Raw genomic sequence first — 25,215 nt, forward strand, 5'->3', positions numbered from 1 at the left:
TTCTCCCGTGCGGATTCGGGCGGAACGACGACGTCGACGTTCCTCGGAACTCCCCCTCTGTCATGGGCCTGAGAGCTTCGCCCGCGCGGGGGCTTTCACCGTCGGCGGATCTCGAGCTTCGCTCGAGATCGCTTTTCAGAGTGGCCGGAACCGCGCGGTACGCGTTACCTGAGAGATTGGCGGGGAGGCTTGCTCCTTCGGTGCCCGGCTGCATTCGCCGGGGCTCTCCCGCGGGGGTCATTCGGCCTGTCTTCAGTTGTGGGGTTCAGTCTAGCCGGAGCCCTTCAGGATCGGATGCCGAGTTCGGCGCGGACCTCGTCACGGAGGCGTCCGAGGTTCTCGGGCTCGGGGGCCGCGCCGAGGAGCGTCTTGGTGTAGTCGTGCTGGGGGTGGAGGATGACCTCGTCGGCGGGTCCGCGTTCGACGACGTCCCCCTTGTAGAGGACCATGATCTCGTCGGAGAAGTGCCGGGCGGTCGCGAGATCGTGCGTGATGTACAACACCCCGAGGTTCTCCTCACGCTGCAGCTCGGCGAGGAGGTTCAGCACGCCGAGGCGGATCGACACGTCGAGCATCGACACCGGCTCGTCGGCGACGATGAACCGCGCCCCGGGCGCGAGCGCCCGGGCGATCGCGACACGCTGCCGCTGCCCACCCGACAGCTCGTGCGGGCGACGCTCCGCGAAGCTCTCCCCCGGTGTCAGCCGTACCCGCTCCAGCAGCTCGACGGCCCGCTCCCGCACCTGAGCACTGCTCAACTCGGGGTGATGCAGCCGGATCGGTCGCTCCAGGTGATGCACGATCGTGTGGAACGGGTTCAACGACGCGAACGGGTCCTGGAACACCATCTGCACATCCGACCGGTATCGCTCCAACGTGCGCCCGTGCGTCCCCGATGGCACCCCGTCGAGGAGGATGTCCCCGCTCGTGGGGGTCTCCAGCTTCATCAGCATCCGCGCGATCGTCGACTTGCCCGACCCGGACTCCCCCACCAGCGCGACCGTCCGCCCCGGCTCGAGCGTGAACGACACATCCTTCACCGCATGCAGGGTCGTCGTCTTGAACCCGGAACGCAGGTGGAAGTCCTTGGTCAGGTTCCGCGCCTCCAGCGTGCCCGTGCCGCGCGCGGCATCCGTCTTCGTGCTCATCGGGTCCCCTCCTGGCTCACGCCCGTGCGGACGAAGTCGCCCCGCTCGCCCTTCAGCGACGGGAAACTCGACAACAGCTTCTTCGTGTACTCGTGCTGCGGGGTCCGGTAGATCTCCTCCGCTGTCCCCTGCTCCACGATCTGTCCCTGCAGCATCACCGCGATCCGGTCGCTGATCTCGATCAGCATCGGCAGGTCGTGCGTGATGAAGATGACCGCGAACCCGAGTCGTTCACGCAGCCGCATGATCTCGCGGATGATGCCCCGCTGCACGACCACGTCGAGTGCGGTGGTCGGCTCGTCCATGATCATCACCTGCGGGTCCAGCGCGAGGGCCATCGCGATCATCATGCGCTGGCGCATGCCGCCGGAGAGCTCGTGCGGGAAGCTCGTCAGACGCGACGGGTCCACCCCGACCAGGGTCAGCAGCTCCTCGGCGCGCGCGGTCTTGTCCTTCTTCGACATCCCGGGGCGGTGCGTGTCGAAGATGTCGAAGATCTGCGCCTTCACATCGATCACCGGGTTGAGCGAGTTCATCGCCCCCTGGAACACCATCGAGATCTTGTCCCACCGGAACGCCCGCAGACCGTCGCCGTCGAGGCCCACGATGTCGATGTCGTGCCCATCGCGGTCGTGGAACACGATCTCGCCGCTCGTCATCAGCGCCGGCGGCTTGAGCAGACGATTCATCCCGTAGGCGAGCGTCGTCTTCCCGCAGCCGGACTCCCCCGCGAGTCCCAGGATCTCGCCGCGGTTCAAGGTGAGCGAGACATTGCGCACGGCCTTGACGGGCGGATCGACCTCGTACTCGATCGACACGTTCGTCGCTGTCAGCACGGCGTCGCTCATGCGGTGACCCCCTTGGTCTTGGCGGCCTTGCGCACGCGGCGGGCCGCATCCGGCGCGTTGCGGAGCTTCGGGTTGATGACCTCGTCGATCGCGAAGTTGATGAGGACGAGGCCTGCGCCGATGACGGCGATCATCAGTCCCGGCGGCACGAACCACCACCACGCCCCTCGTCCGAGAGCCTGACCGGACTGCGCATCATTGAGGATCGTCCCCCAGGTGATCGAGTCCGTGGGTCCGAGTCCCAGATACGAGAGTCCCGCCTCCCCGAGGATCGCGAAGATGAGGGCGAACAGGAACTGCGCGGTGAGAAGCGGGAGGAGGTTCGGCATGATCTCGACGAGGATCACACGCAGCGACCTCTCTCCGGCGACCTTCGAGGCGTAGACGTAGTCGCGGGTGCGCAGCGAGCGTGTCTGCAGACGCAGCACGTAGGCCGCGCCCGCCCAGGAGGTGATGCCGAGGAAGATCGCCACCAGCTGCCAGGTGCGCTGGGGGACGAAGGACGCGATCACCATGACCAGCGGCAATGCGGGGATCACGAGCATCACGTTGGTGATGAGCGCGAGTCCATCCTCGCGCCATCCGCCCAGGTAGCCGGCGAGAACGCCGAAGAGGAGCGACAGCACGATGGCGATGACGCTGGCGATCAGTCCGACGAGCAGCGAGCCCTGAGCGCCGATCGCGAGCTGGGCGAACACGTCGTTGCCGAGCTTCGTGGTGCCGAGCCAGTGCTCCGCCGACGGCGCCTGAAGAGCGGGATTCGCGGTGCTGCGCGGGTTCTGAGTGAAGATCGGCGCGATGATCGCGAACAGGACGGTCGCGAGCACCAGGATCGAGCCGACGATGAACTTCGGCGACGTGCTGGGAAGGATGCGACGGCGCTTGCGGTCCTGCTGCGTCGCCATCGCGATCGTGCTGGCGGGTGCCGTCGTGGGCGTCTCCTCGACGGAGAGGAGGCCGGCGGTGTTCTGCGGATCAGACATTCTGGCGAGCCCTCGGGTCGATGAAGCCATAGACGAGGTCCATGAAGAAGTTGGCCGCGAGCACCGTGATGGTGATCACGAGGAACAGCCCCTGCATCAGCGCGTAGTCGTTGTTGGTGACCGCCTGGAACATCAGCTTGCCGATGCCGGGGTAGGTGAACACCTGCTCCATCACGATGGAGCCCGAGACGACGAAGCCGAGGGTGATCGAGAAGCCGGCGATCGACGGGATCGCCGCGTTCCGCGCGGCGTACGTGGTGAGGATGCGCCGCGGGCGAAGGCCCTTGGCCTCGGCGGTGAGGACGTAGTCCTCGGCGAGGGTCGCGACCATCATGTTGCGCATGCCGAACATCCAGCCGCCCACCGAGGAGATGACGATGGTGATCGCCGGAAGGAGAGCATGCGAGAACGCATCGGAGAAGAACGCCCAGGTCGGCTCCGGCCCGTCGGGGAAGTCGAAGACGTCGTACCCGCCGAAGAGCGGGAACCAGCCGAGCCCCACGGAGAACACCGCGACCAGGATCAGCGCCAACCAGAAGTACGGGATCGACTGCAGCACGGTCGTGGCCGGGATCAGATGATCGACCCAGGTCCCGCGCTTCCACCCCGCCCAGGCGCCGAGCGCGATGCCGAGGACGAAGGAGATGACGGTCGCAGTACCCACCAGGACGAGGGTCCACGGGATCGCGCCGGCGATGAGCTCGGTCACCGGGGTCGGGTACTTCGTCACCGAGATGCCGAGGTCGCCGCGGAACATGCGCGCCCAGTAGGAGAGGTACTGCTCCCACAGCGAGGAGTCGTCGCCGCCCAGCAGGAGCTTGATGTTCCTGATGGTGGTCTCGGAGATCTCGCCGCCGGCCCGCTGCATCTTGGCGATCATGATGTCGGCGGGGTTCCCCGGCATGAGCCGGGGAAGCAGGAAGTTGAGAGAGATCGCGGCCCAGAGCGTGAACGCGTAGAACCCGATTCTTCGTGCATAGAACTTCATGTCACTGCTTCCTGCTTCCCCGTCCCTTCGTCCTACTTAGCCGGCTGGAGCTGCGTCAGGACGTAGCCTGCCGCGATCGCACCCCAGGACGGCGGGAAGGCGTACATCTCCTCCTCCGTCGGCCAGCCCGTGAAGTCCTTCGTGTTGTAGAAGGTCTGGGTGGCGTTGATGACGAGCGGGATGTAGGGCAGGTCGCGGACGATCTCCGTCTGGATCGTGCCGTACAGCGCCTTCTTCTCGGCCTCGTCGTTCGTGCTGATCGCCGACTGGATCGCGGCGTCGACGACGGGGTTGTCGTAGCGGCTGAAGTTCCAGCGTCCCGCGGGGACCTCGGTGCCGACGGGGCTGGTCGACTGGACCGCGGTGCCACCGACCCAGTCGCGGTAGATCTGGAACGGGTCGGCCACCGAGGTGCCGATCATGCCGCCGACGATGAGCTGGTACTCGCCGCCCTGACGGGAGTCCGAGAACTCCTGCCACTGCACGGTCGACGCCGTGATCTTGATGCCCGCGGCCGCGGCCTGCTCGGCGATCAGCTTGGCTGCGTCGTTGTAGTCGGTCCAACCGTCGACCGAGGTCAGAGTGAGCTCGAGCGGCACGCCGTCCTTCGCGTAGAAGTCGCCGTCCTTGACGTAGCCGGCGGCCTCGAGGATCTTGCCTGCCTCGGCGGCGTCCGCCTCCTGCGGGCTGACCTCGTTGGCGGCATCCGCGACCCACTTCTCGTCGCGCGGGAGCAGCGCGTAGGTCGGCGAGATGTCGCCGGTGAGACCGACGAACGCCTTGTCCTTGATCGCCGCGCGATCGATCGCGACGTTGAGCGCCTGGCGCACGGCGACATCCGTCTGCGGACCGGTGCAGCCGAGGTCGGCGTTCGAGCAGGTGTAGAGCACGGTCGGGTCCTGCGGGGTGTTGACCCAGCTGATCTTGCCGTTGGCCGTGACATCGTCCGGGTTCGGGATGAACATGCCCGTCCAGTCGAGCTCACCGGCCGCGAGCAGATCCTGTGCGGTCTGGTTGTTGTCGACCGCGATGTACTGGACCTTCTTCACACCGAGCTTGTCGGCGTCGCGGAAGTTCTCGTTCGCGACGAGCGTGTACGACTCGCTGGTGGTCTTGTCGACGACGTAGGCGCCGGATCCGACCGGCTCCTCGTTCGCGAAGTTCGCGAAGTCGGCGACGTCGGCCCAGATGTGCTCGGGCAGGATGTACGTCGAGCCGAGGCGCTGGAACTCGGTGGTGTACTGCGCGGCCGCGTAGGTGAGCACCACGGTGGTGTCGTCGGTGGCCTCAGCGGACACGAGTCCGTTGCCCTCGGGGTTGTTCGCCTCGTAGTTGAAGGAGAACGCGACGTCCGCAGCCGTGAGCGGCTCGCCGTCGCTCCACTTGAGGTCGGGCTTGATGGTGATGGTGATCACCGTGCCGTCCTCGTTGTACTCGTACGAGTCGCCGATCAGGCCCACGGGCTCGGAGTCGGACGTCTTGTTGAAGAAGAACAGCGGCTCGTAGATGGGGCCGAGCGCGCCATGGAGCACGGTCGGTGCGAACGGGTTGTAGTTCGCGGTGATCGGGGTCTGGCTACCGGCCCACACCCGAAGGGCCCGGTCGCCATCGGCGTTGCCGCCATCGCCGCTGCCGCCGGTGCCACAGGCGGTGAGGCCCAGGGCCAGGACGGATGCCCCTGCGACGGCGGTGAGCGCGATCTTGCGCTTTCCGTTACGGATCATTCTTCTGTTTCCTCTCGGTGCTGCACTGCAGGAGGGATTTCTCCGGATGGAGCAGAACCCCGTCTGGGGTTCGTGGAAACCCGGGAGGAGCTGTTGGGCCGACCTCACAGGGTTTGTTAGGACAGTAACCTAACAAACCCTGCCGCGGCGGACAAGCCTCCACCCGGTCGGGAGATAACGTTTCGGACTCGACGGGAATTCTCGTCATCTGCACTCACTAAGTGTCAGAAGGACACTAAGATCGATCTCGGAGGTTAAGGTACCCATGACTCAAACCCGCGGCATCCGGGTCGCCGGCTCGACGGTGATCCTCACGCTGCGCCGTGCGGAGAACGGCGCAGCGGTCCTGTCGCTGCCGCTGGTGCTGCGCACGCGCGAACCTTTCGCGCACCAGTGGGCACTGCCGGGCGGCTGGCTCACCGCCGACGAATCGCCCGTCGACGCCGCGGCCCGCACGCTCGCGGAGACCACAGGCCTCGCCCCCAGCTATCTCGAGCAGCTCTACGCCTTCGGCGCCGTCGACCGCTCCCCCACCCGCGTCGTGTCGATCGTGTACTGGGCGCTGCTCCGCCAGGACGATGTGGTGGCGCAGAGCGCGGCTCACATCGCCTCCGGACGCGCCCCGGAGAACGTGCAGTGGTTCGACGTCGACGCCCTGCCTCCGCTCGCGTTCGACCACGCGAAGATCATCGAGTACGCGCTCTGGCGCCTGCGCAACAAGGTCGGCTACAGCCGCGTCGCGCACGGGTTCCTCCCTGCCGAGTTCACGCTCGCCGATCTGCGAGAGGCCTACGAGGCGATCCTCGGCAAGCAGCTCGACCCCGCCAACTTCCGTCGCCAGGTGGAGGCGACGGGCAACCTGCTCCCCACCGAGCGCTTCCGCACCGGGAGCCACCGACCTGCACGTCTGTACCGCTACAACACCGATGTCGAGCTGGCCGACCGCGGCCCGCTCGGTTCCGAAGAAACGAGCACCCGATGAGCATCACCTTCGTCCCCACGCCCGCGGTTCCGGCACTCGATCCCTCGGTCGATCACGCGATCCAGGCGATCGTCGAGGGAGCGTCGACCGACGCCACCTGCGCGACCGACCTCGCCGCCGGCCCGTGGGACTTCGACGCCCGGCCCGGCTACGGCCCCGGCTCCTCGATGGGCGACGTCATCCCGACCGGCGCCCCGCGCCAGGGCGAGCTCCCCACGGCCTACCGCGAGGCCGACGAGGACGCGCTCCACGCGCGCATCGAAGCCGCGAAGGCGACCCTCGGCGATCGCGTCGTCATCCTCGGCCACTTCTACCAGCGCGAGGAGGTGGTTCGGCACGCGGATTACGTGGGCGACTCGTTCCAGCTCGCGACGGCAGCCAAGGGCAGGACGGATGCCGAGGCGATCGTGTTCTGCGGCGTCCACTTCATGGCCGAGACCGCCGACCTGCTCTCGCAGCCGGAACAGGCCGTGATCCTGCCGAACCTGGCGGCGGGATGCTCGATGGCCGACATGGCCGACATCGATCAGGTCGAGGAGTGCTGGGAGCAGCTGGCCGACGTCCTCGGCGACCTGGACACCGCCGATGCCGACGGCCGGGTGCCCGTGATCCCCGTCACGTACATGAACTCCTCCGCAGCGATCAAGGGATTCGTGGGGCGCCACGGCGGCATCGTCTGCACGTCGTCGAACGCCGAGACGGTGCTCGAGTGGGCGTTCGAGCGCGGGCAGCGCGTCCTGTTCTTCCCCGACCAGCACCTCGGCCGCAACACGGCGAAGGCTATGGGCGTGCCGCTGGAGCAGATGCCGATGTGGAATCCGCGTCGGCCGCTGGGCGGCTCCTCTGCAGCCGAGCTCATCGGCTCCCGCGTCATCCTGTGGCACGGCTTCTGCTCCGTGCACCGTCGCTTCACCGTGGCGCAGATCGATCAGGCACGCGCGGAGCACCCCGGCGTGCGGGTGATCGTGCACCCGGAGTGCCCGATGGAGGTCGTCGACGCCGCCGACGAGGCCGGATCCACCGATTACATCCGCCGCGCGATCGATGGCGCCACGGAACCGACCACCTTCGCGATCGGGACCGAGATCAACCTCGTCCGCCGCCTCGCGGCCCAGTACCCTCAGCACGAGATCTTCTGCCTCGACCCGGTGGTGTGCCCGTGCTCCACGATGTACCGCATCCACCCCGGATACCTGGCCTGGGTGCTCGAGGAGCTCGTGGCCGGACGCACGCCCAACCGCATCACCGTGTCGGCCGACGTCGCGGATCCCGCGCGGGTGGCCCTGGAGCGGATGCTGGCGGCGAAGCCGCCCGTGACGGTCGGCGCGCGATGAACGTCCTGGTGGTCGGCTCCGGCATCGCCGGGCTCACCGCGGCTCTCCACGCACGGGAAGCCGGGCATGCGGTCACGATCGTCACGAAGGGCGCGCTCGGCGACGGCAGCACCGGCTATGCGCAGGGCGGCGTGGCCGGGGTCTACGGCACCGGCGACTCGGCGGAGCAGCACGCGGCCGACACGCTGGCCGCCGGCGCGGGCCTCTCGGAGGAGGCGGCCGTCGAAGCCCTCGTCGCCGACGGCGCCGACCGGATCGCAGAACTGATCACCCGCGGCGTCGGGTTCGACCGCGATGCGGACGGCGTGCTGCTGCTCGGCCGCGAAGCCGCGCACAGCCACGCCCGCATCGTGCACGCGGGCGGAGACGCCACGGGGGCGGCGATCTCCCGCGCACTCGTCGCCGCGGTGCGTCGCGCGACGATCGACGTGATCGAGCACGCGTTCGTGTCCGACCTCGTCGTGAGCGACCGTGCCGTCTGCGGCATCCGACTGCTCGTCGCCGATCCCTCGGGGAAGGTGACCGATTCCACGCTCACGGCCGACGCCGTGATCCTCGCCACCGGCGGAGCGGGGCATCTCTACGCGCACACGACGAACCCGGTCGGGACCACGGGTGACGGCATCGCCGCCGCCCTGCGTGCCGGTGCCGCGGTCGACGACCTCGAGTTCGTCCAGTTCCACCCGACGATCCTCGCCACCGGCCCCGCCTTCCTGATCTCCGAGGCCGTGCGCGGAGAAGGAGCGACGCTGATCGACGACGGCGGTCGCCGGTTCGTGTTCGACACCCACCCCGACGGCGAGCTGGCACCGCGCGACGTGGTCTCCCGGGCGATCGCCCGTCGGGCCGCGGCGCAGGGCGGCCCGGTGCGCCTGGATGCCACGATGCTCGGCGCCACGACCCTCGCGACGCGCTTCCCGACCATCGACAGGGTGACGCGAGAGCGCGGCTTCGACTGGTCGACCGAGCCCATCCCCGTGACGCCGGCCGCCCACTACCTGATGGGCGGCGTGGTCACCGATCTCGAGGGTCGGAGCACGCTCCCCGGGCTCTTCGCCGTCGGCGAGGTCGCGCGCACCGGTGTGCACGGGGCCAACCGCCTGGCGTCCAACTCCCTGCTCGAAGGCGCCGTGTTCGGCGCGCGGGCGGCGGCGGCGCTCGGTGACCCCTGGCCCGTATCCACCTCCCTCGAGTCGCAGGAATCGACCGATCCGGCGCCCTCATCCGTGGAGTATCGCGACGGAAGCGAGGTCCGGGACTTCTCCCGCGCAGCTCTGCAGCAGTTGATGTGGGACGAGGTCGGACTCCTGCGCACCGGCGAGGGCCTTCGGAGCGCCCTCGGCGCCGTGCGCGCGTGGCGCCTCGGTGCGCCCGCGCCCCGCACGGTCGGGGAGCACGAGGACGCGAACCTGCTGCTGCTGGCCGAGGCGACGGCATCCGCCGCTCTCGCCCGCGCCGGCTCGGTCGGTGCCCACTACCGGCTCACGGATGCCGAGACCCGCAGCGCCGCACCGATCCTGGAGACCGTCTGATGCTCACACCCGCCACCCTCACGCGCGTCGTCGGCGCGGCCCTCGAAGAGGACGCCCCCTGGGGCGATCTGACGAGCACGACCCTGCTCCCCGCGGAGGCGACGGCCACGGCCGACCTCGTCGCACGCGAAGCCGGCGTGTTCAGCGGCGGCGAGGTCTTCGCGACGGCCTTCGCCCTCACCGACCCCACGCTGACGGTCGACCTGCACGTGGGCGACGGCGACGAGTTCGCCGCCGGAGACGTGCTCGCCTCGGTGTCCGGTTCGGCGCGCAGCATCCTCACCGCCGAGCGGGTGGCACTGAACTTCACGCAGCGGATGAGCGGCATCGCGACGCTCACCGCCGCCTACGTGCGCGCGATCGAGGGCACCGGCGCGCGCATCGCCGACACCCGCAAGACCACGCCGGGGCTCCGCGCCTTCGAGCGGCATGCGGTCGCATCGGGCGGAGCGCGCAATCACCGCTACTCGCTGTCGGATGCCGTGATGGCCAAGGACAACCACCTCGCGGTGCTGAAGCGTTCGGGCGCCGACCTCGCGACATCCCTCCGCGACGCGCTGTCCCGACTGCCGCACACGACGCACGTCGTCGTCGAGGTCGATCGCCTGGACCAGATCCCGGCGGTCCTCGACGGCGGTGCGCATACGGTGCTGCTCGACAACTTCTCGCTCGAGGACCTGCGCGCGGGCGTCGAGCTGATCGACGACAGGGCGACCGTCGAAGCCTCCGGCGGCGTGAACCTCGACACCGTGCACGACATCGCCGCGACCGGTGTCGACGTCATCTCGGTCGGGGCGCTGACCCACTCGGCCAGAGCCCTCGACCTCGGCCTGGACCTGCGGATCGACTGAGCACCATGCTCTACCTCGACCACGCCGCCACGTCTCCGGTCCGGCCGGAGGTGCTCGCTGCGATGCATCCGTACCTCACGGCGGTGTTCGGGAACCCCTCCAGTCACCACACGGCGGGCGAGGCCGCGGCGAGCGCGCTCGACGACGCCAGAGGCCGGGTGGCGAGCGTGCTCGGCATGCGCCGCGGCGACGTGGTGTTCACCGCGGGAGGCACCGAGGCGAACAACCTGGCCCTCAAGGGCATCATGCTCGCGGCACTCGACGCCGGGCGGAGGCACCTCGTGGTGTCCCCCATCGAGCACGAGTCGATCCTCGAATCCGCCGACTACCTGAGCCGCTTCCACTCCGTCGCGGTCACGAGACTCCGTGTCGACGCCGCGGGACGCATCGAGCCGTCCGCCCTCGCGGAGGCGATCCGCGAGGACACGGCGCTCGTCTCCCTCGGCCACGCGAACAACGAGATCGGCACGGTGCAGGATGTCGCGGCTCTCGCAGCGGTGGCCCGCGCGGCCGGCGTCCCGCTTCATCTCGACGCGGTGCAGTCGGCCGGATGGCTGCCGCTGCGAGATCTCGGCGCGGATGCCGTGTCGATCGCCGGGCACAAGCTCGGCGCCCCGAAGGGCACCGGTGCGCTGGCGGTGCGCGGTCGGGTTCCGTTGGAGCCGCTGCTGCACGGCGGCGGTCAGGAGCGCGGACGCCGCTCCGGCACCGAGAACGTCGCCGGCGCCGTCGGCCTGGCGACGGCCCTCGAACTCGCCGAGGCCGAGCGGGAGGTCGCGTCCGCCCGCGTCGGCGCCGCGACGGCGCGGTTCATCGCCGGCGTGCTGCGCGCCGTTCCGCAGGCGGCTCTCACCGGGGATCCCGACCACCGACTCCCGGGCACAGCGAGCTTCACGTTCGCGGGAACCAGTGGCGAGGCGGTGCTGCTGGAGCTGGAGCGCCGAGGGGTGATCTCGTCCAGCGGGTCGGCGTGCGCGGCGGGCAGCGACGAACCGTCTCCCGTGCTCCTCGCCTGCGGCGTCCCGCCCGAGGTCGCGCAGACCTCCGTGCGGTTCACGTTCGGCCGGGAGCCCCTTCCGGACGACGCACCGGAGCGCCTGACGGCCCTCGTCACAGAGTCCGTGCGAGCGGCCTCGGTCTGAGGCGCGGCCATAGACTCGGCTGGTGACTGCATCCGCCCCGATCGTGACGATGATCGTCCCCGGACGTGACATCGCCGCCTTCGCCCCGGCCGCCCTCGCCTCCCTGCGCGCCCAGACGGAGACCCGCTGGCGCGCGATCCTCATCGACGACGGCTCGGCCGACGAGACCGGAGCGATCTTCGCAGAGGCCGCAGGCACCGACCCCCGGTTTACCGTGCTCAGACACGAGGCCTCCCGCGGACTCGGCGCGGCCCGCAACGTCGGACTCGCCCTCGTCGACACCCCGTATCTCGGCTTCCTCGACGGCGACGACGAACTCGCCCCGGAAGCCCTGTCGCGCCTGACCGGGACGCTCGCCGAGACCGGGAGCGACTTCGTCGCGGGCGCGTACGTGCGACTGCGCCCGCACGGCGACTCATACAACGCCGGTCGCGTGCAGCCGTGGATCTCGGCGGCGACCGATCCTGAACGGCTCGGCGCGTCTCTCGCGCAGCACCCGCGAGCGGTGTCGAACATCGTGGCCTGGTCGAAGATCAGCCGCACCGGCTTCTGGCACGATCTCCGTTTCCCCGAAGGCGTCGCGTACGAGGATCAGATCGTCGCCCAGCTGATGTACACCCGGGCCCGTTCGTTCGACGTCATCCCCGACGTCGTCGTGCGCTGGCGGGTGCGCCCCGACGGCACCTCGATCACGCAGGGGAAGTCTCAGCTCCCTGTTCTGCGGGATTACCTCGTCGCCCTCCGCGGCGGCATCCGGGTTCTGCAGGACGCCGGCGAGCGCGCGGCCGTCACCGCGCGGCTCGACCTGATCCTCGCGATGGACATGCCCTCGCTGCTCGACATCGCCGCGACCCACGACGACCCCGCCTACGCTGCCGAGGTCGCCGTGTTCATCGACGAGCTCCGCGCGCTTCCGGAGTTCGCCGATGCCTCCCCCGATGAGGCGATCGCCGCGGCGCTCTCCTGGTGATTCGACGAACGGTGATTCCATGAACGACTACCTCGACGCGCTCTTCTCACTCGAGGGCCGCACCGCCGTGGTGACCGGCGGCAGCTCGGGCATCGGCCGCGGCATCGCCACGGCATTGGCCCGTGCCGGAGCGTCGACCGTCATCGTCGCCCGAGGGGCCGAGCGCATCGACGAGACCGTGCGCGAGCTGCAGGAGAGCGGATGCCGCGTCGCCGGTGTCGTCGGCGATCTCGGCACCCGTGCGGGCATCCACGCCCTCGCCGAGGCGGCGGCCGAACCCTTCGGCGACCCGGACATCCTGGTGAACTCGGCCGGCATCAACATCCGGCCGCCCTACGCGGAGATCACCGAGGACGACTGGGATGCCACGATGACGGTGAACACCCTCGCACCCTTCCTGCTCGGACAGCACTATGCCCGCGGAATGATCGAGCGCGGGTACGGCCGGCTCATCCACATCAGCTCCCAGCAGGCGCACCGCGCGTTCGTCGGCAGCGGCATCTACGGCGCGTCCAAGGGCGCGGTGGAGTCCCTCATGCGGTCCGAGGCCGAGGCCTGGGGCGGCACGGGGGTGACGAGCAACACGCTCGTCCCGGGGTTCGTCCTCACCCCGCTCAACGCGCGACTTCAGGAGGACCCCGAGAAGATCGCCGCCCTCGCCGCACGCACCATGATCGGTCGCAACGGTCTGCCGAGCGACTTCGCCGGTGCGGCGGTCTTCCTCGCCGGGGCAGGCTCCGGCTACGTCACCGGGCACTCGCTCTTCGTCGACGGAGGCCTCTCGGTGCACTGACCGGCACCCGCGCCACGCTCAGGTCTCGGCGGGATAGACCCGCTCGTCGACCCTCGGCTCGGCGAGCAGCGGGACCGCAGCCGTGAGCGCGGCCACCGCATCGGCGCCGGCGGAGTCCACGGGCGCACGGTCGGCCCTGCGATCGGTGAGCGCCGCCTGGATGCCGCCGGTCACCGCGTCCTCGACGACCGCCTCGGTCGCGAGCACGCGCGAGGCCGCGACCTGCTGGGCGGCGAGCTCGGCGTAGAGGCCGTCGTGGGCGAGCAGCTCGGCGTGCGTGCCCGACTCGACGATCCGGCCGGCCTCGACGACGTGGATGACGTCGGCGCCCATGACCGTCGACAGCCGGTGGGCGATCGACAGCGTGGTGCGGCCCTTCGCGGCCTCGTCGAGCGCCTCCTGCACGACGCGCTCCGAGACGGTGTCGAGAGCCGAGGTCGCCTCGTCGAGGAGGAGGACCGGCGGGTCCTTCAGCAGCACGCGCGCGATCGCGATGCGCTGCTTCTCGCCGCCGGAGAGCCGATATCCGCGTTCGCCGACGACCGTGTCGTACCCGTCCTCGAATCCGGCGATGATGTGGTGGATGTTCGCCGCCGTGCACGCCGCGATCACCTCCTCCTCGCTCGCCCCGGGGCGGGCGTACAGGAGGTTGTCGCGGATCGTCGCGTGGAAGAGATACGTCTCCTGCGAGACGATGCCGACATTGTCGATGATCGACTCCTGCGTCAGCGCGCGCACGTCGGCGCCGGCGAAGAGCACCGAGCCGCCCTTCGCCTCGTAGAGCCGCGGTGCCAGGTAGAGGATCGTGGTCTTGCCGGCACCGGAAGGCCCGACGAAGGCGACGTGCTGTCCGGGCTCGGCGACGAAGGAGACGCCGTCCAGCGTGGGCCGGGCCTCCGCCGACGCGTCGGGATAGCGGAACACGACGTCGGCGAACTCGATGCGTCCGCGCGGACCAGGCGCATCGTCCACCGAGATCGCGTCCGGGGCGTCCTCGATCTCGGGGACCAGGTCGAGGTACTCGAAGATCCGCGCGAACAGCGCGGAGGAGGTCTGCAGGTCGAGCGAGACGCGCATGAGCCCCATCAGCGGCATCAGCAGCCGCGCCTGCACGGTGGTGAAGGCGACGACCGTGCCGGCGGTGATCGCGTCGGTCCCGCCGGTGATCAGGTAGCCCGAGACGAGGTAGATGACCGCCGGAACGCTGGCCATCAGCACCTGGACCACGGCGAAGAAGCCCTGACCGCTCATCGCCCTGCGCACCTGGAGTGTCACCTGGTTGCGGTTCTCCGCCTGATACCGCTGCGACTCGGTGCGCTGCCGGTTGAACGCCTTCGAGAGCAGCATGCCCGAGACGCTCAGCGTCTCCTGCGTGATCGAGGTCAGCTCCGACAACGACTCCTGCGTCTCCCCCGCGATCCGCGCGCGCACCTGGCCGACGCGACGCTGCACGAAGATCAGGAACGGCATCAGCACCACCGCGATGAGGGTCAGACGCCAGTCGATGAGGATCATGGCGACGAGCGACGCCACCACCGTCACGACGTTCCCGAGGATGCTGGTGACCGTGTTGGTCAGCACGCCGGAGACTCCGCCGACGTCGTTCTGCAGCCGCGACTGGATCACGCCGGTCTTGGTGCGGGTGAAGAAGCCGAGCTCCATCGCCTGGAGGTGCTCGAACAGTTTGACGCGCAGGTCGCCGGTGACGCTGTTGCCGACCGTCGCCGTCAGCCAGGTCTGCGCGACGCCCAGCACCGCGGAGAACAGGAAAAGTCCCACCATGGCCGCGACCAGCCAGGCCAGCAGCTCGAGCTGCGGGCTGCCGCCGTCGACGGGGAAGAGCGCGTCGTCGAAGATGCGCTGGACGATCAGCGGAGGGATGACGGCGATGGCCGCACCCGCGACGACCAGGATGCCGGTGAAGAAGATCCGCCACCGGTACGGGCGGAACAGCGCGATCACGCGGGCGCCGAGACCGCTGATGCGCGGGGCCTCGGCGTTCAGCCTGCGCTGCGCGTCTTCGTCGACGCCGCGGAACCCGCCGCCGTGCCCACCACCTCTGCCACCGCCCATGCTCATGGCGCCAGCGTACTCAGCGCAGCGGACACCGAGGGCCGTGGGATCCGCTCTCGGCGGATTTCGTCGGGATCGGAATGAAATGTCCGACCCTGTGGTTACGCTGAGAGACTCGCGCGATCTCTCGCACATCCCCCTCATCTCGTCGCCCAGGAGGCCGCCTATGTCTGCCGTCGATACCGGCTCCATCCCGACCACCCGCACGCCCTCGTCCGGCGAGATCTCTCGCACCGACATGCGTGTCATCTGGCTGCTGCTCGTCGCCGCCTTCGTCGCCATCCTCAACGAGACGACCATGGGCATCGCGATCCCCCACCTGAACACCGATCTCGGCATCCCGCCCGAGCTCGGCCAGTGGCTGACCAGCGCCTTCATGCTGACCATGGCCGTCGTCATCCCGACGACCGGCTTCATCCTCCAGCGCTTCACGACGCGCCAGGTGTTCATCGCGGCGATGGTCGCGTTCTCGCTCGGCACGCTCGTGGCGCTCGTCGCGCCCGGATTCGGCGTGCTGCTGGTCGGCCGTGTCATCCAGGCCGCAGGAACCGGCATCATGATGCCCCTGCTGATGACGACGATCATGAACGTCGTGCCTCCGCAGTCGCGCGGCCGCATGATGGGCCGCGTCGGCATGGTCATCTCGCTCGCGCCCGCGATCGGCCCGACGCTCGCCGGTGCCGTGCTCGAGGCGTTCAACTGGCGTGCGCTCTTCGCCATCGTGCTCCCCATCGCGCTCATCGCCCTGGGTATGGGCGTCAAGTGGATGACGAACCTCGGCGAGACGCGTCGCGTCCCGCTCGACGTGCTGTCGATCCCGCTCGCGGCTCTCGGCTTCGGCGGGCTCGTGTTCGGCCTGAGCCAGTTCGGCGGCGAGGGCGGCTCCGGTGAGACGACCGGCATCATCGCCCTGGTCGTCGGAGCCGTGACACTCGGTCTGTTCGTCTGGCGTCAGCTCCTGCTGCAGCGCGTCGACGACGCGCTGCTCGATCTGCGGGTCTTCCGTGCCGGCAACTTCACCTTCGCGGTCATCATCATGACGATCCTCGCGCTGTCGATGTTCGGAACACTCACCCTGCTCCCGCAGTACCTGCAGAACGTCGCGGGACTCAATGCCCTGCAGTCCGGGCTGATCCTGCTGCCGGGTTCCGTGCTCATGGGTCTGCTCGGCCCGGTGATGGGGCGCGTCTACGACTCCCGCGGCACCCGCCCGCTGCTGATCCCGGGAACCATCCTCGTGTCCGCCGCGCTGTTCTACTACTCGACAGTCGGCGAGCACACCGTGTGGTGGGTGCTCATCATCGTTCAGGCCGCGATGTCGGTCGGACTCGCGATGTCCTTCACGCCGCTGTTCTCCGCGTCGCTGGGCTCGCTGCAGCGATCGCTGTATTCTCACGGCTCCGCCGTGCTGAACACGCTGCAGCAGGTGGGTGGCGCTGCGGGCGTCGCACTGCTCACGGTGACGTACTCCGCGATCCTGCACGCCGGAGAGAGCGAAGGCCTCTCGACGGCGACCGCCGGTGCGCCGGGGGCGCGCATGGCGTTCCTGATCGCGGCGATCATCTCCCTGGCCGCGGTGGCGCTGAGCCCGTTCGTGCGCAAGCCCGCTGATGACGCGGGCGAGGGATCCCACGGCGGTCACTGACCGACACGGATCGCACCACTCGGTGGCGTCTGCCCGCTACTGCGTCTTCGGCGCAGGGAAGTGGCAGACGCCACCGCTGCAATAACCGGCCGCATCGGCCTCGAGCAGGTTCAGAGCACCCGCGAGCGGCGGGGGCGCGAGAGGCGCATCCTGTGCTGCGGTGTCCTGCTGCGTCTTCTTCATCCTTCGATGGTACGCCTGCCGGAGGCCACCGGCGCCGCCCGCCCCTTCCCCGCGTGATACGCCCGGCGTATCGTTCGCTGTGATGCCGGGGCGCGTGCGCGCTCCGGCGACCGCAGCGAAGGAGCCGCCATGATCATCGAGACGCCGGGAGAGGCCGCGGCAACGGGCCATGTCGCCGAGATGTATGCGGGCGACATCGACGACGACGGCTTCGTCTTCGGGCACACACGCGCGATGGCGGTGAATCCCGACGCGCATGCCGCCTTCGAGGACCTGATCGGCGCGATCGTGCCGTCGATCGGCATCCGCGTGTACGAGGCGGCCACGCTCGGCGCGGCGCGGGCCATCGGCTCCACCCACTGCCTCCTCGCTCACGGCCGCAAGTCGCTGCGAGCCGAGGTCCTCGACGAGGACGCCCTCGCAGCCTTCGCGGCGGGAGACGACGCCGGATTCACCCCCGCCGAGCAGGTGGTCGTCGCGTATGCCGCGCGACTGTCGGACGACCCCGCCTCGATGACGGATGCCGACACGCAGGCCCTGCGCGACGTCGGCTATTCGGACCGGCAGATCGTGGACATCACCCTCGCGGCGGCGGCGCGGAACTTCTTCAGCCGCGCTCTGCTCGCCCTCGCCGTGCCGGTCGACGAGGTCCCTGGCCTGAATCCGACCATCGCCGCCGCGTTGACGCGCTCGAACGCCGCCGGCCGCTCGCAGCCGACAGCGGATGGATAGCCGGTCTCCCCTACGGTTGAGCCATGCTCAAACGACTCCTCGCCCGCTTGTTCTGGGCGTTCAGCCGCTGGACGCTCACGAGTGAAGGCGCACCGACGCGCCCGACGGTGCTGGTGGGCGCACCGCACACGTCCAACTGGGACTTCGTCCTGATGCTCGCCATCGCGTGGCGCCTCGGCATCGACGTGCACTGGCTCGGCAAGAAGAGTCTCTTCCGCGGGTGGCGGGGTCCGATCATGCGTGGACTCGGCGGCATCCCCGTCGATCGAGCCGACCCGGCGCGCGTGGTGAAGGATGTCGTGGGCCAGGTGCATGCCGGCACGGTCTTCGGGCTGGTCGTGACGCCGGACGGAACCCGCGGCGGCAACGAGTACTGGAAGTCCGGTTTCTACCGCATCGCCCGCGAGACGGGGATGCCGGTGACCCTCGGGTTCGTCGACCGCACGACCATGACCTCGGGTCTGGGACCGACCATCGACCTCACCGGCGACGTGGCTGCCGACATGGACCGCATCCGGGCGTTCTACGCCGACAAGGCCGGCGTGCGGCCCGAGCGGCGGACAGAGCCGCGCCTGCGCGAGGAGGACCCGGCGGCTTCGCCCGACGCCGCCTGACGAACGGGCCGCTCCGGTCAGTCCTTCGACGCGGTGTGCGCCCGGGCGTAGGCCAGGTCCTTGTCGGAGAGCTGCTCCACCATCCCGACGACGGCTCCGGTCAGCACGCGGATCTCCTCTCGTACCGCCTCATCGAGAAGGTGTGAGTCGCTGTCGAGCACGGACTGCTGGGCATCGGGCGACAGGTCCGACCACCAGTCGTCGATCGGGGGAAGGGTCATCTTTCCTTCTTTCAGAGGGGTCGGGCAACGGGCTGGACATCACCGGATCACCGGCACGACACTGAGATCATGACAGCGGATCTGCCTCCTGACGAGCCCGACATCGACGATCGGGCCGACGGTCGCGACGAGACTCCCAACGAGAGGGCGGACCGGAACTGGCTCGAGCTCCTGCAGGAGCTGCGCGTCATGCAGACGGGTACGCAGATCCTCACCGGCTTCCTCCTCGCCGTGGCCTTCCAGCCGCGTTTCACCGACATGGACGAGCTCCAGCGCGATCTGTACGTCGTCCTCGTCGCTCTCGCGGCGATCGCGACGATTCTCGCGCTCGCGCCGGTCGGCATGCACCGCGCGCTGTTCGGGCATCGCCGCAAGCCCGACCTGGTGCGGATCGCCGCCCGCATCGTCCGGATCGACCTGGCCGTGATCGGAGCGCTGACCATCGGCGTGACCACCTTGATCGTCGACTTCACGGTGAACCGCACGGCCGGCATCATCGCGCTCGTGGCCGCGCTCGTGCTGGTCGTGGCGCTGTGGCTGGCCCTGCCGCGGGCGATGCGCGGGCGGCCCCGCTCCGACGACACCGGAGAAGAGTGATCCCGCGCACCTCGCTCAGCGGCCGGCGGGGCTGCGGTTCTCCGCGCTGACCATCCACGCGAACTGCTCCAGGCGCTCGATGACCGCGTGCAGGATGTCCGCCGATGTCGGATCGGCCTCGTCGACGTCGTCGTGCACATCGCGCATCGTCGAGACGACAGCCTCGAGGCGGACGGTGATCAGGTCGATGGTCTCCGAGGTGGAGACCTCGCCGGCCGGGAACTCCGGCAGCGTCGTCGTGGCCGAAACCGTGACGCTGCGTCCATCGGGTACGGCGTGCAGTGCGCGCATGCGCTCGGCGACGGTGTCGCTGAAGGCGCGTGCGTCGTCGATGATCTCGTCGAGTTGGCGGTGCGTGTCGCGGAAGTTGCGTCCGACGACGTTCCAATGCGCCTGCTTGCCCTGCGTCGCCAGCTCCAGCAGGTCGACGAGCACGGCCTGCAGGTTCGCTGCCAGATCGGGCGAGGCGGTGAAGCCCTTCTCGGCGTTCTGGCGCCGGGTCGTCTTCGCTCCGCCCTTCGGCGTACCGGCGGTCTTCTTGGTCGTCTTCGTGTCAGCCATGGGGCGACGCTAACGGGGGCGGAGACGCACGCCGAGGGGGTTGACACCGGTGCGCGCGCGCCTCGAATGTGGCCGGAGGACAGAGAGGCGGACCCGTGACCGACGACCAGCAGCAGAGATCGCAGATCGAGATCAGCACGATCCAGGACAGCGACGCCGGCGAGGTGCTGACGGTGCAGCGCGCCGCCTTCGTGTCGGAGGCGGCGATCTACGGCAGCGTCGACATGCCCCCGCTGACCCAGACGCTTCCCGAGCTGCAGGCCGAGCTGCGCGCGGAATCGGGTTTCGTCGCACGGATCGGCGGACGACTCGTCGGCGCGATCCGTTTCGTCGAGCGCGACGGCCTGCTCTTGATCGGGCGGATAGCGATCGCGCCCGACATGCAGGGCGAGGGCATCGGACGGATGCTGCTCGACGCCGCCGAGGAGTCCTCCAGCGCCGATGTGGCCGAGCTCTTCACCGGCAGCCTGAGCGAGGCGAACCTGCGGCTCTACGAAGCCTGCGGCTACGAGGAGCATGAGCGCGTGCCGGACGGCGACGGGACCGCCCAGGTCTTCCTCCGGAAACGTCTGCGAGCTTGAGAGCCTCCTGACAATCGCGGCAAGGGGGTTGAGCCGATGGACGAGGTCCGGCATCGTGGCCCGGACGTGTCGCGACCGCGGCATGCCCCAACCGGAAGGAGAGTCTCGTGCTCACCCTCACCGACAACGCCACCGCCATCGTCTCCACCCTCGTGAGCCGTCAGAGCGAAGCCCCGGATGCCGGTCTGCGTATCCACTCCACCACCGCTCCCGACGCGCAAGGCGGCGCCCGTCTGGCCGTCCTCGTGACCGCCGACCCGGAGCCGCAGGACCAGGTCGTGGAGATCTCCGGCACCCGCCTCTTCCTCGATGAGGGGGCCGCAACCGCGCTCGACGACAAGGTGCTCGACGCCGGTGTCGACGGCGAGGGCGCCGTCTCGTTCGCGGTGATGCCCAAGGTCGCCTGACGACACAGGATTCCGGATGCCGCGGCCCTCAGGGGTCGCGGCATCCGTCGTCTTCGGGTCGAGGCGCGTGGCGCCACGGCACGCCTCGGGACCCGCCCCTAGCATCGAGGCATGCGAACTCGTGCGCCCCGTGTCGTGATCGTCTCCGCCGTCGCGATCCTCACCGTCATCGCCGCCGGGTGTGCGCCGACAGCGGCACCGCAGTCCACCAGCTCGTCGGGCTCCGCCTCGCCGTCATCGTCGCCGTCCGAGACACCGGAGACAGCGGACGCGCGGGTGACCATCGACGGTCTGTCGATCGACGAGGGCCCGCTGATCGCCTATACCGACCACGACGCCGTGCTCGCGGCGCTCGGAGAGGTCGTGGGGCCCGTCCCCGAGGCGCAGGGACCCGACGCGTACGGGTTCACGTCCTATGACTGGGACGGCGCCGTCCGGCTGAACGTCCCCGAGTCGGGGCCGGCCGCGCTCTGGATCGGGAGCGACGACACCCCCGGCGTCGTGTTCACCGTCGCCGACGGGATCGGCATCGGCTCGAGCCGCGCAGACGCTCTGGCGGCCGGCGCCGAAGAGCTCCCGATGGACGACGACGGCGACGGCGTGAACGACTATCTCGCGGTGGGCACCCGCGAGGTTCCCGGCACGATGTCGCTCGTCCGTCCGGGAGAGGTCGGCGTGCAGTACGTCATGCTCGCGCTCGACGGCGACACGGTGTCGAAGATCTTCGGCCTCGCCGACGACTTCAGCGATCTCTGAGTCGAGACCGCTCGTCAGAGCTCGGTGACGCGACCCGACTCGACACGCCACCGACGGTCGGTGTGCACCGTGGCGAGCATCCGTCGGTCGTGCGTCACCAGCAGCAGCGTCCCCTCGTACGATTCGAGCGCCTGCTCGAGCTGCTCGATCGCCGCGAGATCGAGGTGGTTCGTCGGCTCATCGAGCACCAGGACGTTGGTGCCGCGGGCCTGCAGCAGGGCGAGCCCCGCTCGCGTGCGCTCCCCCGGTGACAACTCGTCGACCGGGCGACCCACGTGGTCGGCTTTGAGTCCGAACTTGGCGAGAAGCGTGCGCACCTCACCGGTGGCCATCTCGGGCACGAGCTCCTCGAAAGCCGCCGCGAGCGGCTGGGAGCCCGCCAGCAGGGAGCGCGCCTGGTCGATCTCGCCGATCTGCACGCTCGCTCCGAGACTCGCCGTGCCCTCGTCCGGATGCTGTTGCCCGAGCAGGGCGCGGAGGAGGGTCGACTTGCCCGCGCCGTTGGGACCCGTGATCCCGATGCGCTCCCCCGCGTTCACCTGCAGCGACACCGGGCCCAGAGCGAACTCACCCTGCCGGTACACCGCGGAGCTCAGGGTCGAGACGACCGAGCTGGAGCGCGGCGCCGCGGCGATGGTGAACTCGAGCTGCCACTCCTTGCGGGGTTCCTCGACCTCCTCGAGCCGCGCGATCCGACTCTCCATCTGCCGCACCTTCTGCGCCTGCTTCTCGCTGGACTCCGTCGAGGCTTTGCGCCGGATCTTGTCGTTGTCGGGTGCCTTCTTCATCGCGTTGCGCACGCCCTGACTCGACCATTCCCGCTGGGTCCTGGCGCGGCCGATGAGGTCGGCCTTCTTCTCGGCGAACTCGTCGTACTTCTCGCGCTGGTGGCGGCGCACCGTGGCCCGCTCCTCGAGGTAGGCGTCGTACCCGCCGCCGAACACACGGTTCGAGCCCTGCGCCAGGTCGAGCTCCAGCACCCGGGTCACGCAGCGCGCGAGGAACTCGCGATCATGGCTCACCAGGACCACGCCGCCGCGGAGTCCGCGTACGAAGGCCTCCAGCCGCTCGAGACCGTCGAGATCCAGATCGTTGGTCGGCTCGTCCAGCAGCGCGATGTCGAAGCGCGAGAGGAGCAGCGCCGCCAGCCCGACACGAGCCGCCTGACCGCCGGAGAGCGAGGTCATCAGGATGCCGTCGGCGTCGCCGCCGTCGAGTTCGAGTCCCAGGTCGGCGAGCACGGCCGGGAGTCGCTCGTCCAGGTCGGCGGCGCCGCTGGCCAGCCACCGGTCGAGGGCGGTCGAGTAGGCGTCTGCCGGGTCGACGCCCGGGGCGGCGAGCGAAGGGTCGCCGAGCGCGGCCGCGGCGGCATCCATCGCGATGGTCGCCGCGGCGCATCCCGTGCGACGGGCGATGTAGGCGGCGATCGTCTCACCGGAGATGCGCTCGTGCTCCTGCGGCAGCCATCCGACGAACGCGTCGGCTGGTGCCAGCGTGATCGTCCCCGCCTGCGGCTCGTCGATGCCCGCGAGCAGGCGGAGCAGGGTGGACTTCCCCGCCCCGTTCGCGCCGACGACTCCGACGACGTCTCCCGGCGCGACCGTCAGATCGAGCGAGTCGAAGAGGGTGCGGTGGCCGTATCCGCCGGCCAGGCCCTGGGCCACGAGAGTTGCGGTCATGACTCAATCCTGTCATCGCGCGGACGCCGGGCTCGCACCCGATCCGCCTGCGGGACTCAGTCGGAGTGATGCGCGCTGTGGTCTTCCAGGTCGGGTCTCGCCCGCAGCGCGTCGGCGATCTCCTCCTCCGGGCGCGGTGCGATCGTCTCGTCTTCTTCGAGTTCCGGAACGGTCGGCTCTCCCGGAGCGGGGATGTGCTCGTGCGAGGAGCGGTCGTTGTGGTCGGACACGGCGAACCCTTCGATCGGCGGCATGCCCAGAGTACGCCGACATCCCGATGGAAGACGCGTACGCTGAAGACCTGCCGCGACTCCTGCGGGAAAGGACTTCTCCCCCGTGAAACTCACTCAACTTCGGCGTTTCGTCGCCGTCGCCGAGACGCTGCATTTCCCCCGAGCGGCAGAATCCCTCGATGTGTCGCTGGCGGCTGTGTATTCGTCGATCGAGCAGCTCGAGGAGGAGGTCGGCCATCCGCTCTTCACGCGCGGAGGCGACACGCGCCTGACGAAAGCCGGCGAGCTTCTGCTCGAGGAGGCACGAGAGCGGATCGCCGCAGCGCCGGCACCGAGCGCGAAGCCGGTCGTCCCGGCGGGTGGCAAGGCCAAGGCGTCCAAGGGCAAGGGCCGCGCGCCCGTGGTGAAGGGTCAGCCGAAGCCGTACAAGAAGCGCCAGGGGCGCTAGCTCCGCGAAGACGCCGAGGTCACAGGTCGACGGCGTCGTGCCGGGCGACCGCGAAGGTCTGCCCGGGATACCGCAGCCCCGAGAAGTACATGTTGGTGTGGGCGACGATCTGCTCCCCCGAGATCGGCACGCCGTCCCACTCCGTGTCGACCGTGGTGTGCGCGTCTCCCACGAGGGTGACGTCGTATCCCTCCGCCGCCGCGCGCTGCATCGTCGTGCGCACGCAGAAGTCCGACTGCGCGCCGGCCAGGACGAGGTGTGTGACCGCAAGACGATCGAGGGTCTCGCGCAGGTCCGTCTCCGCGAAGGCATCGCGATAGCTCTTCCGGACCAGCGGTTCTCCGTCGTGACGAGCCAGCGGCGGGGCGAGGTCCCATGCGGGCGTTCCGTCGCCGACCGGATCGTGGTGCACCCACACGACAGGCACATCCGCCGCGCGGGCGCGTTCCACGAGAGTCGCGGTGCGCGCGAGGGTTCCGTGTTCGTCGAAGCAGCCCGGCATCACGCCGACCTGCGCGTCGATCACGACGACAGCGGTACGCGGCATCCGTGCGGATGTTTGCGCGGAGGGCGAGGTCATCTCAGTCCCAGTCGAGGTATTCCTCGATGTTCACCGCGGTCTCGATCGGGTGCGTCATCGGGAACAGGTGGTCACCACCGGCGATCATCTTCACGCTCGCGCGCTCGGGCACGGTCGACTGCAGACGCTCGCCGTTGGCAGGCGCCGTGGTGGTGTCGTCGGACCCCTGGATGATGAGCACGGGGATCACCGGAGCGACGGGGATCTCGTTCTCCTCCACGCCGAGCAGGAGCAGGCCGTTGACGCGCTCGTGGTGGGATGCGGCGAGCGCACGTGCGATGGTGCCTCCGAAGCCATGACCGCCGACCCAGGTGTCGGTGAGGCCGACGTGATCGATCACCGCGAGGACATCGTCGACGCGCTCCTCGAGTGAGATGTCGGCGTCGCCGGCGCGGTAGCCGATGCGCAGCACGTGGAATCCGGCTTCCTCGGCGAGGTAGTGCCCGACGACGCCCAGGACGTCGGCGGGGAGCCCCTGCTCCTGGATCAGCACGAGCTTGACGGGCCCGTCGCCTTCGTCGACGAAGGGAACGGCGCGGCCGTCGGGCTCGAAGGTCTGGGTGTCGGTCATCGGCGTCAGTCTCCTCGTGCCGTCGGTGTCGGAAGCGCA

Annotated in this window: 28 protein-coding genes and 1 riboswitch; of the genes, 15 read left to right on the forward strand and 13 right to left on the reverse strand. The window is 69.4% G+C overall.

Annotated features, from left to right (window positions below):
* Positions 1-145 precede the first annotated feature (145 nt).
* Positions 146-241, reverse strand: a riboswitch (glycine riboswitch).
* 43 nt (positions 242-284) lie between these two features.
* From LBN7_RS02385 to LBN7_RS02405, 5 genes are read right to left on the reverse strand one after another with little or no spacing between them, the layout of a single operon-like run.
* Positions 285-1,148, reverse strand: coding sequence for an ABC transporter ATP-binding protein (locus LBN7_RS02385; protein WP_116636581.1), 864 nt, complete (start codon positions 1,146-1,148; stop codon positions 285-287).
* Positions 1,145-1,996: an ABC transporter ATP-binding protein gene (locus tag LBN7_RS02390; protein WP_116636582.1), complete on the reverse strand. Its 852-nt coding sequence runs from the start codon at positions 1,994-1,996 to the stop codon at positions 1,145-1,147. The genes LBN7_RS02385 and LBN7_RS02390 overlap by 4 nt, the downstream gene beginning before the upstream one ends.
* Entirely contained in the window at positions 1,993-2,979 is a 987-nt protein-coding gene (locus tag LBN7_RS02395; RefSeq protein WP_407360835.1) for an ABC transporter permease, read from the reverse strand. Before LBN7_RS02395 ends, LBN7_RS02390 begins: the two co-directional genes overlap by 4 nt.
* The gene (locus LBN7_RS02400) at positions 2,972-3,967 is read right to left on the reverse strand and encodes an ABC transporter permease (RefSeq protein WP_407360836.1); all 996 of its coding nucleotides are present in this window, start codon (positions 3,965-3,967) and stop codon (positions 2,972-2,974) included. The genes LBN7_RS02395 and LBN7_RS02400 overlap by 8 nt, the downstream gene beginning before the upstream one ends.
* Positions 3,968-3,999: 32 nt before the next feature.
* Entirely contained in the window at positions 4,000-5,691 is a 1,692-nt protein-coding gene (locus tag LBN7_RS02405) for an ABC transporter substrate-binding protein (protein ID WP_407360837.1), read from the reverse strand.
* 265 nt (positions 5,692-5,956) lie between these two features.
* Between LBN7_RS02405 and LBN7_RS02410 the strand changes: the two genes are divergently transcribed.
* The 7 genes from LBN7_RS02410 to LBN7_RS02440 are packed head-to-tail and all read left to right on the forward strand — an operon-like array spanning position 5,957 to position 13,295.
* Positions 5,957-6,673, forward strand: coding sequence for an NrtR DNA-binding winged helix domain-containing protein (locus LBN7_RS02410; protein WP_116636586.1), 717 nt, complete (start codon positions 5,957-5,959; stop codon positions 6,671-6,673).
* Positions 6,670-8,007, forward strand: a complete 1,338-nt coding sequence (gene nadA / locus LBN7_RS02415) for a quinolinate synthase NadA (RefSeq protein WP_407360838.1) — start codon at positions 6,670-6,672, stop codon at positions 8,005-8,007. The genes LBN7_RS02410 and nadA overlap by 4 nt, the downstream gene beginning before the upstream one ends.
* Complete coding sequence (nadB, locus tag LBN7_RS02420) at positions 8,004-9,539, forward strand: L-aspartate oxidase (protein WP_407360839.1); 1,536 nt, start codon at positions 8,004-8,006, stop codon at positions 9,537-9,539. The genes nadA and nadB overlap by 4 nt, the downstream gene beginning before the upstream one ends.
* Complete coding sequence (gene nadC / locus LBN7_RS02425; protein ID WP_407360840.1) at positions 9,539-10,390, forward strand: carboxylating nicotinate-nucleotide diphosphorylase; 852 nt, start codon at positions 9,539-9,541, stop codon at positions 10,388-10,390. The genes nadB and nadC overlap by 1 nt, the downstream gene beginning before the upstream one ends.
* A 5-nt stretch (positions 10,391-10,395) precedes the next feature.
* Positions 10,396-11,532, forward strand: coding sequence for a cysteine desulfurase family protein (locus LBN7_RS02430; protein WP_407360841.1), 1,137 nt, complete (start codon positions 10,396-10,398; stop codon positions 11,530-11,532).
* Positions 11,533-11,554: 22 nt separating this feature from the next.
* Positions 11,555-12,502 carry a glycosyltransferase family 2 protein gene (locus LBN7_RS02435; RefSeq protein WP_407360842.1) on the forward strand — a complete coding sequence of 316 codons (948 nt, stop codon included), beginning with the start codon at positions 11,555-11,557 and terminating at the stop codon, positions 12,500-12,502.
* A 19-nt stretch (positions 12,503-12,521) separates the two neighbouring features.
* Positions 12,522-13,295 carry an SDR family NAD(P)-dependent oxidoreductase gene (locus tag LBN7_RS02440; RefSeq protein WP_407360843.1) on the forward strand — a complete coding sequence of 258 codons (774 nt, stop codon included), beginning with the start codon at positions 12,522-12,524 and terminating at the stop codon, positions 13,293-13,295.
* Positions 13,296-13,313: 18 nt separating this feature from the next.
* Here LBN7_RS02440 and LBN7_RS02445 read toward each other — a convergent pair whose 3' ends face one another.
* Positions 13,314-15,368, reverse strand: coding sequence for an ABC transporter ATP-binding protein (locus tag LBN7_RS02445; RefSeq protein WP_341947856.1), 2,055 nt, complete (start codon positions 15,366-15,368; stop codon positions 13,314-13,316).
* Positions 15,369-15,534: 166 nt separating this feature from the next.
* On the opposite strand from LBN7_RS02445, the gene LBN7_RS02450 reads away from it, so the two are divergent.
* Complete coding sequence (locus tag LBN7_RS02450; RefSeq protein WP_407360844.1) at positions 15,535-17,013, forward strand: MDR family MFS transporter; 1,479 nt, start codon at positions 15,535-15,537, stop codon at positions 17,011-17,013.
* A 36-nt stretch (positions 17,014-17,049) separates the two neighbouring features.
* Here LBN7_RS02450 and LBN7_RS02455 read toward each other — a convergent pair whose 3' ends face one another.
* Positions 17,050-17,196, reverse strand: coding sequence for a hypothetical protein (locus LBN7_RS02455; protein WP_407360845.1), 147 nt, complete (start codon positions 17,194-17,196; stop codon positions 17,050-17,052).
* Positions 17,197-17,325: 129 nt separating this feature from the next.
* Between LBN7_RS02455 and LBN7_RS02460 the strand changes: the two genes are divergently transcribed.
* Positions 17,326-17,928 (forward strand): carboxymuconolactone decarboxylase family protein, encoded by a 603-nt coding sequence (locus tag LBN7_RS02460; RefSeq protein ID WP_407360846.1) that lies wholly within the window; start codon positions 17,326-17,328, stop codon positions 17,926-17,928.
* A 23-nt stretch (positions 17,929-17,951) separates the two neighbouring features.
* The gene (locus tag LBN7_RS02465; protein WP_407360847.1) at positions 17,952-18,542 is read left to right on the forward strand and encodes a 1-acyl-sn-glycerol-3-phosphate acyltransferase; all 591 of its coding nucleotides are present in this window, start codon (positions 17,952-17,954) and stop codon (positions 18,540-18,542) included.
* A gap of 17 nt (positions 18,543-18,559) precedes the next feature.
* Here LBN7_RS02465 and LBN7_RS02470 read toward each other — a convergent pair whose 3' ends face one another.
* A complete protein-coding gene (locus LBN7_RS02470) occupies positions 18,560-18,763 on the reverse strand; it encodes a hypothetical protein (protein WP_407360848.1) in 204 nt (67 codons plus the stop codon).
* Positions 18,764-18,832: 69 nt separating this feature from the next.
* Between LBN7_RS02470 and LBN7_RS02475 the strand changes: the two genes are divergently transcribed.
* Complete coding sequence (locus tag LBN7_RS02475) at positions 18,833-19,360, forward strand: DUF6328 family protein (protein WP_341945840.1); 528 nt, start codon at positions 18,833-18,835, stop codon at positions 19,358-19,360.
* A gap of 15 nt (positions 19,361-19,375) precedes the next feature.
* On the opposite strand, the gene LBN7_RS02480 is transcribed toward LBN7_RS02475, so the two are convergent.
* Complete coding sequence (locus LBN7_RS02480; protein ID WP_116636598.1) at positions 19,376-19,921, reverse strand: Dps family protein; 546 nt, start codon at positions 19,919-19,921, stop codon at positions 19,376-19,378.
* 95 nt (positions 19,922-20,016) lie between these two features.
* On the opposite strand from LBN7_RS02480, the gene LBN7_RS02485 reads away from it, so the two are divergent.
* The 3 genes from LBN7_RS02485 (at position 20,017) to LBN7_RS02495 (ending at position 21,665) form a co-directional block, all read left to right on the forward strand.
* Positions 20,017-20,502 carry a GNAT family N-acetyltransferase gene (locus tag LBN7_RS02485; RefSeq protein ID WP_341945841.1) on the forward strand — a complete coding sequence of 162 codons (486 nt, stop codon included), beginning with the start codon at positions 20,017-20,019 and terminating at the stop codon, positions 20,500-20,502.
* A gap of 107 nt (positions 20,503-20,609) precedes the next feature.
* Positions 20,610-20,909 (forward strand): Fe-S cluster assembly protein HesB, encoded by a 300-nt coding sequence (locus LBN7_RS02490; RefSeq protein ID WP_407360849.1) that lies wholly within the window; start codon positions 20,610-20,612, stop codon positions 20,907-20,909.
* Between the two features lie 111 nt (positions 20,910-21,020).
* Positions 21,021-21,665, forward strand: a complete 645-nt coding sequence (locus LBN7_RS02495) for a hypothetical protein (RefSeq protein ID WP_407360850.1) — start codon at positions 21,021-21,023, stop codon at positions 21,663-21,665.
* Between the two features lie 14 nt (positions 21,666-21,679).
* Here LBN7_RS02495 and LBN7_RS02500 read toward each other — a convergent pair whose 3' ends face one another.
* Together LBN7_RS02500 and LBN7_RS02505 are read right to left on the reverse strand one after the other, a co-directional pair.
* The gene (locus tag LBN7_RS02500) at positions 21,680-23,344 is read right to left on the reverse strand and encodes an ABC-F family ATP-binding cassette domain-containing protein (protein WP_407360851.1); all 1,665 of its coding nucleotides are present in this window, start codon (positions 23,342-23,344) and stop codon (positions 21,680-21,682) included.
* Positions 23,345-23,400: 56 nt separating this feature from the next.
* Positions 23,401-23,574, reverse strand: a complete 174-nt coding sequence (locus tag LBN7_RS02505) for a hypothetical protein (protein ID WP_341945844.1) — start codon at positions 23,572-23,574, stop codon at positions 23,401-23,403.
* A 106-nt stretch (positions 23,575-23,680) separates the two neighbouring features.
* On the opposite strand from LBN7_RS02505, the gene LBN7_RS02510 reads away from it, so the two are divergent.
* The gene (locus tag LBN7_RS02510; protein WP_116636604.1) at positions 23,681-24,025 is read left to right on the forward strand and encodes a LysR family transcriptional regulator; all 345 of its coding nucleotides are present in this window, start codon (positions 23,681-23,683) and stop codon (positions 24,023-24,025) included.
* 19 nt (positions 24,026-24,044) lie between these two features.
* On the opposite strand, the gene LBN7_RS02515 is transcribed toward LBN7_RS02510, so the two are convergent.
* Positions 24,045-24,572 carry a cysteine hydrolase family protein gene (locus tag LBN7_RS02515; protein WP_407360852.1) on the reverse strand — a complete coding sequence of 176 codons (528 nt, stop codon included), beginning with the start codon at positions 24,570-24,572 and terminating at the stop codon, positions 24,045-24,047.
* 34 nt (positions 24,573-24,606) lie between these two features.
* The gene (locus tag LBN7_RS02520) at positions 24,607-25,176 is read right to left on the reverse strand and encodes an alpha/beta fold hydrolase (protein ID WP_341945847.1); all 570 of its coding nucleotides are present in this window, start codon (positions 25,174-25,176) and stop codon (positions 24,607-24,609) included.
* Positions 25,177-25,215: the final 39 nt, after the last annotated feature.

Origin of the sequence: Microbacterium sp. LBN7 (genome assembly GCF_045690345.1) — a bacterium.
Lineage (GTDB): Bacteria > Actinomycetota > Actinomycetes > Actinomycetales > Microbacteriaceae > Microbacterium.